The sequence below is a fragment of the Streptomyces sp. R35 genome (assembly GCF_041053035.1).
GTDB classification, from domain to species: Bacteria; Actinomycetota; Actinomycetes; order Streptomycetales; family Streptomycetaceae; genus Streptomyces; species Streptomyces lutosisoli.
On record NZ_CP163440.1, the window covers coordinates 1,220,445 to 1,235,731 of the forward strand.

Here is a 15,287-nt window from a genome sequence, read left to right on the forward strand (position 1 = left end):
GCGCGGTGTCGTGTGTCTGTTGTAGACGACGGGCCACGTATTGTGCAACTAGTTGCACAATGACGAGGGTCACTCAGCGAGGGCCACCCGGGCGACGAGTTCGGCGACCGGTGCGGGCTGGTCGACCATCACCAGGTGGCCCGCGTCGGGGACGACCGCCATCGTGACGTTGGGGCCGGCGTCGAGTCCGGCACGCTCCTCGTCCGTCAGCCCGATCTCGTCGTGGTCGCCGCGTACGACCCAGGCCGGCACGCCCGAGTCGCGGAGCCGGGGCACCAGCGAACCGTGCCGGTCCAGGTAGTCGAAGTAGCGGCGGATCACCTGGCGGCAGAACTCCGGGTCGTTCTTCTTGAACTCGGCCACCAGGGCCTCGCGGCGGGCCGGGGGCAGGCTGCCCGCCATGGCGCGCGCCGCCACCTTCACCAGGGCGGACCAGGTCAGGGCTCCGATGCCGGGCAGCCCGCCGAGGCGATTGGCGACGGCCAGCGCCCTGGGCTCGTCGGGCGCGGAGAAGGTCGGGGACAGCAGCACCACCGGGCCGGAAAAGTGTCCGCCTGCCGCCATTTCCAGGGCGACGTTGGCGCCGAGGCTGTGGCCGACCACGACGGAGCAGCCCTGCTCCGCGGCGAGCGCGCCCGCCAGCGCCGCGTAGTTCTCCATGCTCAGGTCCCGTGGCGGCGGGGTGCCCGCATGGCCCGGGACCGTGGCCGCGATCAGCCGCACCGGCGCGGAGGCGAGCGCCGGCGCGGCCATCAGGTCCTCGTAGAACGCGCGGCCGCACATTGCGCCGGGGAGCAGCAGCACCGTCGCCCGCGCGTCGGCGGGCCCGGACTCCTGGATGTCCCACGCGCGGAACTTCTCGGGGGTGGTCATCGTCGAACCTCCGTCTCGCGCCTGCGTTCAGCCGGAGTCTTGCGCGCGAGACGGGGCGATTCGACGATCCGGGACCGGAAGCGGCGGCATGCCGGTCCGCCACGCGACCCGTGAGACGAGGCGAGACCCTAAGGCCGTACGCCGATCACGACGTTGGCGTACAGCTCCTCGGAGACCGCCAGCCGGGCCAGCAGACCGCTGCGGGCGAAGGCCTCGACGGCCAGGGGCGCCTGGCGCTCGCTCGTCTCGACGAGGAGGCAGCCACCGGGGGCCAGCCACTGGGGCGCCTCCGCGGCGACCCTGCGTACGAGGTCGAGCCCGTCATCGCCTCCGTCGAGGGCGACCAGGGGTTCATGGTCGCGGGCCTCCGAGGGCAGCAGGCCGACCTCTTCGGTGGGGACGTACGGCACATTGGCGGCCAGGACGTCGACGCGGCCGCGCAGGGTGCCGGGCAGGGCCGCGAAGAGGTCGCCCTCGTGGACATGACCGGCGAACGGCGCGACGTTGCGGCGGGCACAGCGCACCGCGGCCGGGTCGATGTCGGCGGCGTGCAGTTCGGGTCCGCCGAGGGCCGCGGCCAGGGCGGCGCCCACCGCGCCCGAGCCGCAGCACAGGTCCACGACGACCGACGCGCTACGGGCGAGGGCCACCGCCTGGTCGACGAGGTACTCGGTGCGACGACGGGGCACGAAGACACCCGGCTCCACGGAGATGCGCAGACCGTGGAACCCGGCCCAGCCGAGGACGTGTTCGAGGGGCAGTCCCGCGACGCGCCGGTCCACCATGGCGGTGACCTCGTCCGGGGTGCGGGCGGTGGAGAGGATCAACTCCGCCTCGTCCTCGGCGAAGACACAGCCCGCGGAACGGAGCGCGGCGACAACGGAATCAGCAAGAGGGGGCATGAAAGCCGAGAGCCTTTCGAGGAGCGAAGGGCGCTCTCGCGGTCACCTACAGGCGGTGAGTCGCGTTGCCTTGGGAGGAGAGCACCCGACCTGACACAGCGGTAATGGGTCTCACCTCCTCGACAACTCCTCGGCTGGGGCGGTCCGCAGCCGGAACGGCCACCTTACAGGAACGGTCAGACGGCGACCGACTCCTCCAGCTCCTCCTCGGCCTCCGCCATTTCGGTCACGGGCTCGGGCTCGGAGACAGGCTCTTCCTGGACGGCGCGACGGGCGCGCGCACGCTCGACGGCACCGGCGACGACCGTGGCCAACAGGCCGATCACCAGCCAGGCGACCAGCGTCCCCACATTGCCGGACAGCCCGTCGCGGTCGAAGTAGAGGAGGCTGCGGATGCCCTCGACGAACCCGGCGCCGTTCCAGAAGGCGTGCAGGGTGCCGAAGAAGCCGTTCTGGAGCTCCGGCCGGAACAGGCCTCCGGAGCTGGTGAAGTTGAGCATCACGAAGAGCACCATCATCGCGAGCGTGGTCCATCGCTTGAGGAACGTGTGGAGTCCGACGCCGATGAAGAGGATGCCCGCGGAGTAGAGCCAGCTCATCGCCCACACGCTCGCGAGATCGTGGTGCGCGAGATGGAAGACGGGCCCGGCGAGGGCGGCGCCGATGACGCTCACGACTGCGGAGACGCCCACGGCGAGCAGTGCGCGTATCCGCAGGGGCAGGCCCGCACCCGCGGCACCGAGTGCGGCGACGGACGCGTACGAGCCGATGCTCAACGCGATCAGCAGGAAGAACAGGCCCTGGCCCGTGGGGTCGTCGGAGACCGGCGGGGCCACATCGGTGACCTTCAGGGGCACTCCCTGCCGGCCGGCGACCGGCGTGAAGACCTTCTCGACGGCCGTGGCACCCATGTCGGACGCGGCGGTGGCGACGACCAGCTCCGGCGTCTTCGCGCTCAGCACATAAGCGCCCGTGATGTCACGGGACTTGAGCAGGTCCACCGCTGCGGTGCGGCTCGCGACGGTCCGTACGTCGAGCTGGTCCCCCGCCTTGTCCTTGACCGTCTGGGCGAAGACCTTCGTCTCGGGTCCGGTGCCGACGACGGCGACAGGCAGGTGGTTCGGCTCCGGCGTCACGAATGCGCCCATGTAGGCCAGCCCCATACCGAGACACATCAGCAGCGGGGTGACCAGGTGCGTGAGCACATGGCGCAGGGCCGGGGAGCGCAGGCCGGTGGCCACGGGTCCTCCATTGGTTGGCATATACAACTCTCTATCAAGTTGTACTATACAACCAGGAGAGTGGAGGGAGGTCCCGTGAAGGCATCCGAAGAGTCCGATGAGACCGGTGTCACGGCGGGCACGTCCGGTGTCACGGCGGGCACGGCCGGCACGTCGGCCGCCGATGTCACCGTCGGCACGTCGGCCGCCGACCTGGCCGTCGAGACCATTCAGCGCGAGATGACCGTCTTCGCCCGGCGGGCCCGTGCCTCGGCGGGGCGCATGCATCCCGAGCTGTCCCTGGTCTCGTACACCCTGCTCGGCCATCTGGAGGAGAGCGGCGGCTGCCGCGCCACCGATCTGGCCTCGCACTACGCGCTGGACAAGTCCACCGTGAGCCGTCAGGTGGCCGCGCTCGAGCGGGCCGGGCTCATCGAACGGCGGCTCGACCCCGAGGACCACCGGGTACAGGTGCTGCATCTGACGGAGGCGGGCACGGAGATCCTCGCCCAGGTGACCCGGAGCCGCCGTGTGGCGTTCCGGGAGCGGCTCATGGGCTGGTCCGAGGAGGATCTCGCGCGCTTCGCCTCGTATCTGCTGCGCTACAACACCACGGCTTCGCAGGAAGGCCCGGTCACGAAGGCGTCCGCGAGCTGAGAAGCACCTCCGCCGCCGTCGGTCCCGCCCGCGATCACCGCGGTCTCCGGCGTCACCGGGCTCCCACGACCCGCTCGTCGCCCAGGTGCTCGGGCACGCGCGCCGCCATGAAGCGGGTGGTGCGGCGCAGCCGGAAGCCGAGGGATTCATAGAGGCGGATGGCGTTGGTGTTGCCCGCCGCGGTGTGCAGGAAGGGAGTCTCGCCGCGCTCGCGGATGCCGTGCGCGACGGCCAGGATCAGCCGGGTGGCCAGGCCCTCGCCGCGGAAGCCGGGGTCGGTGCAGACCGCGCTGATCTCGGTCCATCCCGGCGGGTGCAGCCGCTCCCCCGCCATGGCGATCAGGGCGCCGTTCCGGCGGATCCCGAGATAGGTGCCGAGTTCGACGGTGCGCGGCAGGAAGGGGCCGGGCCTGGTCCGCTCGACCAGGTCCAGCATCTCGGGTACGTCGGCGGAGCCGAGCCGCACGGTCTCGGCGTCCGGCGCCGCGGCGATCCCGTCGTCGACGAGCTGGACGCCCTCCAACTGGAAGGTCACCTCCCAGCCGTCCGGCGTCCGCCCGTTGAATCCGGCCAGAGGTGCCTCGCCGCCGGGGCCCACCAGGGCCGCCAGGTCCGCCCAGTCGTCGGCATCCGGCTCGTCCGGCAACGCCAGCCACGGCGATACGTCCACGGGGTAGCGCAGGACGTTGCCGCGGCGTTCGGCGAAGTGGGCGTGCGGGCCGGTCAGCGAACCGAGCGCGGGGTTGTCCAGCGGGTGCGTGGTCATGCGGACACCTCGATCACGATCTTGCCGCGCGTATGACCGTCCTCGACGGTGCGCAGCGCCTCACGGGCCCGGTCGAGCGGGAAGGTCCGTGTCACGAACGGCCGCAGCTCGCCGTCCACCACGAGTTTCGCCACCTCGTCGAGCACCGCGGCGGTGCGGGCGCGTGCCACGGGTACGCCTCCGAGCCGCGCGACCGTCTCCCGGTCGGCGCCGGTGATCAGCTTCGTACGGTCGGTCAGCAGCGTCGCCGCGGCTTCCAGGACCTCGCCCCCGACCAGGTCGAACACTCCGTCCACCCCGTCCGGCGCCGCCGCGCGCACCCGCTCCTCCAGGCCGGGCCCCGACGGAACGTGCACGGCTCCGAGCGACTCCACGAAGTCCTTCTTGCCGTCGCTCGCGACCCCGACGACGCGCAGCCCGAAGGCGCGCGCGATCTGCGTGGCGGCGACACCGACTCCGCCGCCCGCGCCGGTGATCAGCACGGTCGCGCCGGACGGCAGGCCGAGCTGGCGGATTCCGTCGTACGCGGTCGCCCCCGCGACGGGCAGGGCCGCGGCGTCCGTGAACGACAGCTCGGCGGGCTTGTGCGCGGTGACGGCGACGGGAAGCAGGGCGTACTCGGCGTATCCGCCGGCCACCGGGTTGCCGAAGACCTCGTCCCCGGCCGTGAAGCCGGTCACGTCGGCGCCGACCTCCTCGACGACCCCCGCGACCTCGTTGCCGAACACGGCCGGCAGCTCGCGCTCGTCGCCGCCCGGGCGGCGATAGCCCGTCCGCTGCTTCCAGTCGACGGGGTTCACACCGGCGGCGCGCACCGCGACGAGCAGCTGGCCGGGTCCCGGGCCGGGGCGGTCCAGCTCCGCCAGGGCCTCGGTCTCCGGGCCGCCGTACCGCGTGAAGACGTACGCCTTGGGCATCCGCTCCCTCACTCTCCTTCGCTGTCACCGGGTGCGCGGGTCACCGTCACCGGTAGCAGGGGCCACCGGATACGGCACTAGCGGCAAGGAAGATCGCGGCGTGGCTATTCCCCCGCCCCTGGAGAGTTCATATGTCCGCAATGATCGGGGCCCCGCCCCGGCGCGGAGCACGGTGCACGGCCGCGTACGGTTGAATGCGTAAGTACTGATGTACGCGTATGCGCTGATCACGGATGCATGTGCGGGCACTGATCACGCTCGATCCGCGGGCCGCCGTCCCCGACGGCCCTGGAGGCACCACCCCTATGAACGTCACGCGAGGCTTCACCGGGCGCCCGCGCGCCCACAACGCCGGACTGCCGCCCGGCCAGTACGACGCGGGCGACGACTGGCCCGTCCTGTCCGCCGAGGTCACCCCCGACCTCGCGCCCGCCGACTGGAGCTTCCGGGTCGACGGCCTGGTCGCCGAGGAGCGCACCTGGAGCTGGGAGCAGGCGCACGCGCTGCCCGCTTCGGCGTACGAGGGTGACATCCACTGCGTGACGAGCTGGTCGAAGTTCGGGGTGCGCTTCGGGGGCGTGTCCCTGGACGCGTTCCTGGACGCCGTACGCCCGGACGCGAGCGCCACCCACGCGGTCGCCTACTCGCACACCGGGTACACCACGAACCTGCCGCTCGCCGACCTCACCGGTGGCCGTGCCTGGATCGCGTGGGAGTACGACGGGAAGCCGCTGCCCGCCGAGCACGGCGGCCCGGCGCGGCTGATCGTGCCGCACCTGTACTTCTGGAAGAGCGCCAAGTGGATCGCGGGCCTCAGGATCCTCGACCACGACGAGCCGGGCTTCTGGGAGCAGAACGGCTATCACGCACGCGGCAACCCCTGGGAAGAGCAGCGCTACTCCGGTGACTGATGACTGAGACGACTTCGGTGACGCAGACAGTTCCGGTGACTGCGACAACTGCGGTGACCGAGACAACTCCGGTGATGGGGACGATGACCGAGACCTTCGTGCCGCCCACACGGTTCGCCGTGCCCGGGCGGATCGCCGTGAGCAACCGCGCCGCGGCCACCTGGCAGACGGCCACGCTCACCGAGATCCGCCGGGAGACGCCGCACGCGGCCACCTTCCGGTTCGCGGTTCCGCACTGGACGGGGCATCTGCCGGGGCAGCATCTGATGCTGCGGCTGAGGGCCGAGGACGGGTATCTGGCGCAGCGCCACTACTCCATCGCGTCACCGCCCGACGACGCCGGTCACATCGAGCTGACCCTTGACCATGTCGAGGGCGGCGAGGTCTCCGGCTGGTTCCACACCGTGGCCAAGCCCGGCGACTCGGTCGAGGTGCGCGGGCCGCTCAGCGGCTTCTTCGCCTGGCCCGGAGACCGGCCCGCGCTGCTCATCGGCGCCGGCTCCGGTGTCGTCCCGCTGATGTCGATGCTGCGCCACCATCGCGCGCGGGCTCTGGACGTGCCGCTGCGGCTGCTCGTCTCCTCGCGCACCCCCGAAGAACTCATCTACGCGCGGGAGTACGGCGAGGAGACCACGCCCGTCTTCACGCGCGGCGCGCCGGACGGTGTGCCGGTCGGACGTATGGCGGCCGCACATGTGGCACCGCTCCTGGCCGAGCAGCCTCCCGGTGGGTGGGAGGCCTATGTGTGCGGCTCCAACGGGTTCGCGGAGCACGCCTCCCGGTTGCTGGTGGAAGCGGGCCAGCCCGTGGACCGGATCCGCATCGAGCGTTTCGGCTGAGGCCGCTGAACAACGCCGTGGCAGCGCCAAGTTGAAGCGCCGGGTCGAAGCGCCGAAGGCGGAGGACGGACGATGGCCAAGGCTTGGCGGCCCTCCGATGGCACACGTACGGTGTGATCATCCGCACCTCTGATGTCAAAGGTGGTCCTTCATGGCCCTGTTCGACCTCCCCCTCGACGAACTCCGCGACTACCGCAGCGCGTCCGCCGAGCCCGAGGACTTCGACGCCTTCTGGGCCAAGACACTCCAGGAGGCCCGTGAGCACGAGCTCGACGCACGCTTCGACCCGATCGAGACAGCCCTCAAGACCGTCAAGATCTACGACGTCACCTTCGCCGGATTCGGCGGGCACCCCATCAAGGGCTGGCTGACGGTGCCGGCCTGGGCCAACTCGCCCCTGCCCACGGTCGTCGAGTTCGTCGGGTACGGCGGCGGTCGCGGCCTGCCGCACACGCATCTGCTGTGGGCCTCCGCGGGCTTCGCGCACTTCGTGATGGACACGCGCGGCCAGGGCAGCGCCTGGGGCGGTGGCGGCGAGACCCCGGACCCGGTGGGCAGCGGGCCCGCGTTCCCCGGCTACATGACCCGCGGCGTCGACGCTCCCGAGAACTACTACTACCGCCGGGTGTTCACGGACGCGGTGCGCGCGGTGGAGGCGGCCCGCTCGCATCCGCTGGTCGACGCGGCTCGCGTCGCGGCCCTCGGCGGGAGCCAGGGCGGCGGCATCACCATCGCGGTGGGCGGTCTGGTCCCCGATCTGGCCGCGATCGTGCCGGACGTGCCGTTCCTGTGCGACTTCCCCCGCTCGACGACCATCACGGACCGCTCTCCGTACCGGGAGATCGGCAACTACCTCAAGACCCACCGCGGGCACACCGCCGACATCCTGCGCACGCTCTCCTACTTCGACGGGGTGCACTTCGCGGCACGCGGCCGGGCGCCCGCCCTCTTCTCGGTGGGCCTGGAGGACCAGACCTGCCCGCCGTCCTCGGTCTTCGCCGCGTTCAACGCGTGGGCCCACGACGACAAGCAGATCGAGGTGTACGACTTCAACGACCACGAGGGCGGCGGCCCCTACCAGGAGGCGGCCCAGCTGCGCTGGCTGCCCTCGCACCTCTGAGGCTCGCGATGGACACGGCTCAGGCGGCGCGGCGCTTCGTCCGGGTGTGGGAACGGTCCTGGGCGGCCCACGACGTCGACGCGATCCTGGAGTTGTACGCCGCCGACTGCGTCCACCGTTCCATGCCGTTCCGCGAGCCGCACCGGGGCCCGGACGAACTCGCCGCGTACATACGGTGGTCCTTCGCGGCCGAGCACACGACCGATGTTCGATTCTCCGAACCGATCGTCGGACAGGACGGTCTCGCGGTCGCCGAGTTCCGCGTCCTCGCGGAGGAGGACGGACAGCCGTCGACACTGGCGGGCTGCGTCTTCGTACGCTTCGACGCGGAGGGTCTGGCTGTGGAGACCCGTGACTACTGGCACAGCACCCCGGTGCACGTTCCCTCCCTCCCATGGGAGATGACTTAGTACAGCGAACGCACTGGGGAAATCTGGAGGGACAGAACTGGGCCGGCTTGGCCCGGCTGTCCACCGAAGAGACCGAGGGCGAGATCTCCTCTGACGCTACGTCGGAGGAGGCTGGCCCTCGGTTCATCACCGGTAGGGACATCAAGAACACGGAGGAGCAGGAGAGGAACGGCCGCGGGTTCGTCGGGAGCCGGGGCGGTCGGTACGTGCACACGTACACGCAGCCGGACACCTCCGCCTGGAAGCGCAAGCGGGTGCGTCTGCCCGATGGCAGTCTCGGCTACTGCGTTGTGCGTCCCGTCTTCGAGGGCGCGTTAGAAGATCTCAAGCGAGGCAAGGCACCGAACGGCGAGCGCATCGACGGATTGATCGTCTACGACATCGACCGTCTGACCCGGGACCCCCGGCATCTTGAAGACGCCATCGATACCGTTGAGCACTATCACCGGCCGATCATCCACATCACGGGCACCTTGGATCTGCTGACCGACAACGGGCGCGCCATGGCCCGCGTGGTCGTCGCCATGGCCAACAAGCAGTCGGCCGACACCGCTCGCCGCGTTCGTCGCAATCACAAGGCCCGACGGGACCGGGGCCCATACCTGTTGGTGGGACGCGCCCGTTCGGATGGCAGGGGGATCACCACGCCGGTCACAGCGTAAGTTGGAAGATGTTATTGACCTTGCCGACCGTCGCGGTGTCGAACTCGCCACGGTGAGCGGGGAGATCGACCTTGCGACGCCGACCGGCCGCATGGTCGCCCGCATGACGGTCCGTCGGTTCTCCGGCGGGCCATTTCGGCTTGTTGGGTGGGTGCTGAGCAGGGTGGTGGCCCGTCTGTAGCTCGCCGCGCGGCGGTGCAGCGCGGCTCACCCCTTGGGCGCTTGTGTCGTGCGGTTGGGCAATGTGCGGTCGACGATGTCTGTGGAGAGGTCTGAAGGTTTTTTGGCCCAGTGCTCTGCCCAGGACAGTCAGGCGGCTCTCCGCCCGGGCTGCCGGGCCGACTCCTGCCAAGCCCTGCCCAGTCCGATCACTCGATCCTCTTCTGGAGGCTGCCATGGGTCAAGTTCTTGGTGATGTCCTGGGTTTTGCGGCCGCCGTCGCCGTCAGCCCGCTCCCGATCATCGCGATGATTCTCGTACTCGCCACACCTCGGGGACGACTCAACGGGTTGCTGTTCGCCGCGGGCTGGGTTCTGGGGCTCTCCGCGCTTGGCGGGGTGGTGCTGGCGATCGTCGGACCAGAGGGTTCCTCCGCCGGCAGTCAGCCGGCCACCTGGGTGGGCGGCCTCAAGATTGCCCTGGGAGTGCTGCTCGTCCTCCTCGGCGCCAGGCAGTGGCGTCGGCGCCCGGCGGATGCCTCGGGGGCGCAGTTGCCGAAGTGGATGGCCACGATCGACCGACTCACGCCGTTGAAGGTCTTCGGGCTGGCGGTGGCCCTGGTCGCGCTCAATGCCAAGAATGCCCCGCTGACCATCGCCGCAGGCGCCTCGATCGCTTCGGCCGGGCTTCCCGTCGGGCAGCAGATCGCGTCGCTGGCGATCTTCGTACTGATCGGCTCACTCGGACTGCTGGCTCCGCTGGGAGTCTTCCTGGTCGGGGGAAATCGGGCAAAGACCACGCTCGGCAGCTGGAAAGACTGGGCCGCACAGCACAACGTCGTCGTGATGGCGGTCCTCTTCTTCGTCCTGGGGTTGAAACTGATCGGTGATGGCATCGGCATCCTCACCTCCTGACAGCGGCCACAAGCGGTGGGGGGTCCCTTCGGCACGCACCTTCCGCCCAGCTCAGAGGCGCGCTTCTCCTGTTCGGGCCCGCTGGCTTGCTGGAGTGACCGGCGCCCGTAAGCCCCTGTCCCGGGGTGCGGACGACATGCGCGCGGGATAGGCTTTTGGCGCCAAGGTCAGGTTCTCCGGGCGGTTTGCAGACGCCGAGGCCTCATTCGCGATGATCAATTCATCCTGCGGAGACCTTTCACGCGCGGTGCACCCCTTCGCATTCTCAGGCGTGCACAAATGCCGATTCCCTGTCTTCGAAGGCGTGCCTCGCGCTTTGGGCGCCGTAGGAGTGCTGCCTCAGGGCCCGCAGCTTTGCAGTCCCTGAAATGGAGGTCGGGATGAGAGTTGTCGTTGATCTTTCCCGGTGTCAGGGGTATGCGCAGTGCGCGTTCCTGGCTCCGGACGCTTTCCGGATGCACGGCGAGGAAGCGCTGATGTATTCCTCGAACCCGGACGACGCCCAGCGCGAGCAGGTGCTGCGAGCCGCGGCGGCCTGCCCGCTCCAGGCAATTCTGGTCGACCAGCTGGAGGAGCGGGACGCGTCGGTGGGGGTGTCGCCGTCATGAGCAGTGCCGACACCCTGCAGGGGTTCAAGCGCGACGGCCGCGTTGTGATCGTCGGGGCGTCGCTGGCGGGACTGCGATCCGCGGAGGCTCTGCGCGATGAGGGGTTCACCGGGACGTTGACCATGATCGGTGACGAGCTGGGCGAGCCTTATGACCGCCCCCCGCTGTCCAAGCAGGTGCTGACCGGGTGGGTGCCGGCCGGGGGCACTACGCTGCCGCGACGTCGTGACATCGATGCGGAGTGGCTGCTGGGCGTGCCCGCCGACGGACTGGACCTGGCGACCAACCACGTGCATCTTGCCGACGGCCGCAGGATCCCCTTCGACCGCATGCTGATCTCCACCGGGGTACGGGCCCGGCCCTGGTTTGTCGCGGCCGAGGCGGCCCTGGACGGCGTATTCGTGGTCCGCACGCGCGAGGACGCCGAGGGCCTGCAGCGAGCGATCGCCGCCGGGCCCTCCCGCGTACTGGTCATCGGCGCGGGCTTCACCGGCTCCGAGATCGCCTCCATCTGCCGTGAGCGTGACATCCCGGTGACCGTCGCCGAACTCGCGCCGACCCCGCTGGTCGGGGGACTAGGCGCCATGATCGGTGAGGTCGCGGCGGACATGCAGCGTGCCCACGGTGTCGACCTGCGCTGCGGTGTCAAAGTCACCCAGCTGGAGGGCGACGCGCAGGGGCGGTTCCGCCGCGCCCACTTCTCCGAGGGCAACACCGTCGACGCCGACGTGGCGGTGGTGGCGCTCGGAGGCATCCGCAACACCGAGTGGCTGCGCGACTCGGGACTGGCGGTGGGCCCATGGGGAGTCGCCTGCGACGCGGGCTGCCGCGCCTTCGACCTCAACGGCCTGGTCACCGACGACATCTTCGTCGCCGGAGACGTGGCACGCTGCCCGAACCCGATCTACGAATACCGTTTCATCTCGCTGGAACACTGGGCCAACGCCGTGGAGCAGGCCGAGATCGCGGCGCACAACATGGTCAGCGCCCAGGCGGACCGCTGGCCGCACCTGTCCATCCCGACGTTCTGGTCCATCCAGTTCGGCGTCAACATCAAGTCCGTCGGTGTACCGACCTACGCCGACGAGGTCGTCGTCACCCAAGGATCCGTGCCAGACCACCGCTTCGTCGCCGCATACGGGTACCAGGGCCGCGTGACCGCAGCAGTCAGCTTCAACAACGCGAAGTGGCTGGACCACTACCGGCAGCTGATCGAGACCGCCGCGCCCTTCCCGCCCCCCTGCCCCACGCCCGACCAGCCCGTCGACGCGAAACCGGTACCCGTCGACTTCCCCGGCCCCACTCTGCTTGCCCAGGGTGCCACGGTGGTCGTCACCGGACATGACCCGGGCGAACGGCGCGTCAGCGCCATGCGGCAGCACAGGTAGGGGAAGCAGGAGGGAAAGCGACATGACCACGACCAAGACGCCCGACATCCTGCCCCGGATCCTCGACTATTCCTCCCGGGCCGACCCGTACCCGCTGTACGCCGAGCTACGCAAGACACCGGTGGCCCTGCAGGAGGACGGCAGCTACGTCATCAGCACCTATCGCGAGCTCACCGGCATACTGCACAATCCGCACCTGAGCTCCGACGTCCGCAACCTGTCACGGCCGATACCCGGGGCCGAGGAACGTGCCACGCCGTCGTTCATCAACATCGATCCGCCCGAGCACGACCGTCTGCGGCGCCTGGCTATGCGCCCCTTCGGCCCCCCGCACACCCCGGGGCTGGTGACCGGCATGGAACCCGACCTGACCGCCATCGTCAGCGGCCTGATCGACGACTTCGCCGGCAATGAGCGGATCGACATCGTCGACGACTTCGCCTACCCGTTCCCCGTCGCCGTGATCTGCCACCTGCTCGGTGTGCCGCGCGAGGACGAACCGCGGTTCCACGTGTGGGTGAACGCCATCATCGACTTGATCGCCTACGACCCCAAGACCGACCCGAAGGAGAAACTGGACAACGGCCTCCAGGCCAGCAGAGACCTGCGCCAATACCTCGGCGGGCTGCTGGAACAACGCCACGGCCGGCCCGGCGACGACCTGCTGACGCGGTTGGCCAACGATGACGGGCCCGACGGGCGGATGACCGACGCGGAAATCGTCAGCACCGCCAACCTGCTGCTCATCGCCGGCCACGAGACCACCGTCAACCTCATCACCAACGGCATGCTGACGCTCCTGCGCCACCCGCAAGTGCTCCAGCGACTGCGCAACGAACCGGACCTGATCGTGCCCTTGGTCGAGGAACTGCTGCGCTACGAGCCCCCCGTGCACATGATTCCCTGGCGGGCGGCGTACAGCGACATCACCGTCGCCGACACCGTCATCCCCAAGGGCTCACAGATCATGCTCATGCTCGCCTCGGGCAGCCGCGATCCGGACCGCTTCCACGATCCCGACCGCTTCGACCCCGATCGGCAGGACAACCAGCACCTCGGGTTCGGCAGCGGCATCCACCTGTGCTTCGGCGGCCCGCTTGCCCGGCTGGAAACCCAGATCGCACTGAGCGAGCTGGTACGCCGCCTGGACCGGCCCAGACTGGTCACCGACCCGCCGCCGTACCGGCCCAGCCCCGTCCTGCGAGGTCCCATCCATCTGCACATCGAACAGAGCTGAGGCTCGAGCGAGGCCCGAGTGCTCAGACATCCGTCGTGGCCACGCCGATCGGGCAAGAGACACTGGTTCCGCCCGAAGTACCCGTTCGGGTTTTTGGTGTCCGATAAGTACTGCGGTGGTATGGCTCGGCCGGGTAAAAGTCGTGCCCTTCTCCGAGGCGGTCCGGCCGTAGCCCGAAGCGGTAAGGCCCTTCTGGCGCAGCATCATTGCCAGGAGGCTGCATTCGCTGAGGTGTTGCGCACACCGTCACGGGCCATCAGGAGCCGACCGGTTCCCTCTTCCTCATCTGGGCGCGCGCCACTGCCCGCCGCCCCATGACGGCGGGCAGTGGCGAGGACGAGGTGCTGTCCTGCGGCTTCCCTCCAGTCCGACCAGTCGGTACGTTCAACGGGCCCGGACCCTTCCAGGTTCACCCGCGGACGTATGACGGAGGTCCCATGTCCCAGCACGCGCCTGACGTTCAAGGCCACTGCGACGCGCGTTTCTCGGCGGTGCGCGTCGCGTTCGAGGAGAACTTCCGCGACCGCGGTGAACTGGGCGCGGCCGTGACGGTCACGCTCGGCGGGGAGACCGTGGTGGATCTTTGGGGCGGCTGGGCCGACGCGGCGCGCACCCGTGCCTGGGAGCGGGAGACGCTGGTCAACGTTTGGTCGACGTCGAAGGGGCCGACGTCACTGTGCGCGCACATCCTGGCCGATCGGGGGCTGCTCGACTTCGACGCCCCGGTGGCCGCGTACTGGCCGGAGTTCGGGGCGGCGGGCAAGGAGAACGTCCTCGTACGGCATCTGCTGTCGCACCGGGCGGGGCTGTCCGGGCTCCGTGAGCCGCACACGTTCGCCGAGCTGTGCGACTGGGAGCTGACCGTGGAACGTCTCGCCGCCCAGGAGCCCTGGTGGGAGCCTGGCACGCGTTCCGGCTATCACGCACTGACGTTCGGCCACCTGGTCGGCGAGGTGGTGCGGCGGGTTTCGGGGCTGCTGCCCGGGGAGTTCCTGGAGCGGGAGGTGACCGGGCCGCTCGGGATCGACTTCACGATCGGGCTGCCGGAGAAGGAGACGGACCGCGCGGCCGAGCTGGTGCATCCGCGGGCCGCGCCGAGCAGTGAACAGGCGGCGATCTTCGCCCAGTTGGCGCCCGCCGCGCTGGCCGCGCTCACCAACCCGCCGGTGGGAGCCGACGAGGCGAACACGCCGCAGTGGCGGGCCGCCGAGATCCCGGCCGCCAACGGCCACGGGACGGCCCGCGCGGTCGCCGCGCTGTACGGGATCTTCGCCGGGCGGGGTTCGTACGGCTCCCGGCAGGTGCTCGCGCCGGAGGCCGTCGAGCGGGTGCGCGAGGGGCAGGGCAGCTGCCGTGACCTGGTGCTGGGGGCGGCGTTCGCGCACGAGACGGAGATCGGGCTCGGCCTGTGGCTGAGCGGGCCCAACGGGTCCTACGGTCCCAACCCGAGGGCTTTCGGACACGACGGCTTCGGCGGCTCCTGTGGTCTCGCCGACCCCGAGGCGGGCGTCTCGCTGGGCTACGTCATGAACCGCATGGGCCCGCACATCGCCGACGACCCAAGGAAGATGGCGCTCGTCGACGCCCTGTACGACGCGCTCTGAGCGCGCCCGCACCGCATGGAGGGTGTGGGCTGAAATCGGCCGAAGTGCCCGGCCGCTCTTCCCTGGTGGTTTAGACCAATGCTAGATGTGGTGCCGCAAT

16 protein-coding genes are annotated in these 15,287 nt (G+C 70.0%); 11 read left to right on the plus strand and 5 right to left on the minus strand.

Annotated elements, in window-relative coordinates; translation table 11 throughout:
* Positions 1–69: 69 nt before the first annotated feature.
* The 3 genes from AB5J50_RS05955 to AB5J50_RS05965 form a co-directional block, all read right to left on the minus strand.
* Positions 70–873, minus strand: a complete 804-nt coding sequence (locus AB5J50_RS05955) for an alpha/beta fold hydrolase (protein WP_369255566.1) — start codon at positions 871–873, stop codon at positions 70–72.
* 128 nt (positions 874–1,001) lie between these two features.
* Positions 1,002–1,775: a putative protein N(5)-glutamine methyltransferase gene (locus AB5J50_RS05960; protein ID WP_369255568.1), complete on the minus strand. Its 774-nt coding sequence runs from the start codon at positions 1,773–1,775 to the stop codon at positions 1,002–1,004.
* 176 nt (positions 1,776–1,951) lie between these two features.
* Positions 1,952–3,004 (minus strand): hypothetical protein, encoded by a 1,053-nt coding sequence (locus AB5J50_RS05965; protein WP_369265319.1) that lies wholly within the window; start codon positions 3,002–3,004, stop codon positions 1,952–1,954.
* Positions 3,005–3,235: 231 nt separating this feature from the next.
* On the opposite strand from AB5J50_RS05965, the gene AB5J50_RS05970 reads away from it, so the two are divergent.
* Positions 3,236–3,652, plus strand: a complete 417-nt coding sequence (locus AB5J50_RS05970; protein WP_369265320.1) for a MarR family winged helix-turn-helix transcriptional regulator — start codon at positions 3,236–3,238, stop codon at positions 3,650–3,652.
* A 52-nt stretch (positions 3,653–3,704) separates the two neighbouring features.
* Here the strand turns inward: AB5J50_RS05970 and AB5J50_RS05975 are convergent, their stop codons facing one another.
* A complete protein-coding gene (locus tag AB5J50_RS05975; protein WP_369255570.1) occupies positions 3,705–4,418 on the minus strand; it encodes a GNAT family N-acetyltransferase in 714 nt (237 codons plus the stop codon).
* Entirely contained in the window at positions 4,415–5,335 is a 921-nt protein-coding gene (locus AB5J50_RS05980; RefSeq protein WP_369255572.1) for an NADP-dependent oxidoreductase, read from the minus strand. Before AB5J50_RS05980 ends, AB5J50_RS05975 begins: the two co-directional genes overlap by 4 nt.
* A gap of 305 nt (positions 5,336–5,640) precedes the next feature.
* On the opposite strand from AB5J50_RS05980, the gene AB5J50_RS05985 reads away from it, so the two are divergent.
* The 10 genes from AB5J50_RS05985 (at position 5,641) to AB5J50_RS06030 (ending at position 15,187) form a co-directional block, all read left to right on the plus strand.
* Positions 5,641–6,246 (plus strand): sulfite oxidase-like oxidoreductase, encoded by a 606-nt coding sequence (locus tag AB5J50_RS05985; protein WP_369255574.1) that lies wholly within the window; start codon positions 5,641–5,643, stop codon positions 6,244–6,246.
* An 83-nt stretch (positions 6,247–6,329) separates the two neighbouring features.
* Positions 6,330–7,085 carry a ferredoxin reductase gene (locus tag AB5J50_RS05990; protein ID WP_369265321.1) on the plus strand — a complete coding sequence of 252 codons (756 nt, stop codon included), beginning with the start codon at positions 6,330–6,332 and terminating at the stop codon, positions 7,083–7,085.
* Positions 7,086–7,236: 151 nt separating this feature from the next.
* Complete coding sequence (locus tag AB5J50_RS05995; RefSeq protein ID WP_369255576.1) at positions 7,237–8,205, plus strand: acetylxylan esterase; 969 nt, start codon at positions 7,237–7,239, stop codon at positions 8,203–8,205.
* Positions 8,206–8,213: 8 nt separating this feature from the next.
* Positions 8,214–8,615: a nuclear transport factor 2 family protein gene (locus AB5J50_RS06000; protein WP_369255578.1), complete on the plus strand. Its 402-nt coding sequence runs from the start codon at positions 8,214–8,216 to the stop codon at positions 8,613–8,615.
* Positions 8,600–9,277 carry a recombinase family protein gene (locus tag AB5J50_RS06005; protein WP_369255580.1) on the plus strand — a complete coding sequence of 226 codons (678 nt, stop codon included), beginning with the start codon at positions 8,600–8,602 and terminating at the stop codon, positions 9,275–9,277. The genes AB5J50_RS06000 and AB5J50_RS06005 overlap by 16 nt, the downstream gene beginning before the upstream one ends.
* A 395-nt stretch (positions 9,278–9,672) precedes the next feature.
* Positions 9,673–10,350 (plus strand): GAP family protein, encoded by a 678-nt coding sequence (locus AB5J50_RS06010; RefSeq protein WP_369255582.1) that lies wholly within the window; start codon positions 9,673–9,675, stop codon positions 10,348–10,350.
* A gap of 380 nt (positions 10,351–10,730) precedes the next feature.
* The gene (locus AB5J50_RS06015) at positions 10,731–10,958 is read left to right on the plus strand and encodes a ferredoxin (RefSeq protein WP_369255584.1); all 228 of its coding nucleotides are present in this window, start codon (positions 10,731–10,733) and stop codon (positions 10,956–10,958) included.
* Complete coding sequence (locus AB5J50_RS06020) at positions 10,955–12,346, plus strand: NAD(P)/FAD-dependent oxidoreductase (protein ID WP_369255586.1); 1,392 nt, start codon at positions 10,955–10,957, stop codon at positions 12,344–12,346. Before AB5J50_RS06015 ends, AB5J50_RS06020 begins: the two co-directional genes overlap by 4 nt.
* Before the next feature lie 22 nt (positions 12,347–12,368).
* Entirely contained in the window at positions 12,369–13,583 is a 1,215-nt protein-coding gene (locus AB5J50_RS06025) for a cytochrome P450 (protein WP_369255588.1), read from the plus strand.
* Positions 13,584–14,020: 437 nt separating this feature from the next.
* Positions 14,021–15,187 (plus strand): serine hydrolase domain-containing protein, encoded by a 1,167-nt coding sequence (locus AB5J50_RS06030; RefSeq protein ID WP_369255590.1) that lies wholly within the window; start codon positions 14,021–14,023, stop codon positions 15,185–15,187.
* Positions 15,188–15,287: the final 100 nt, after the last annotated feature.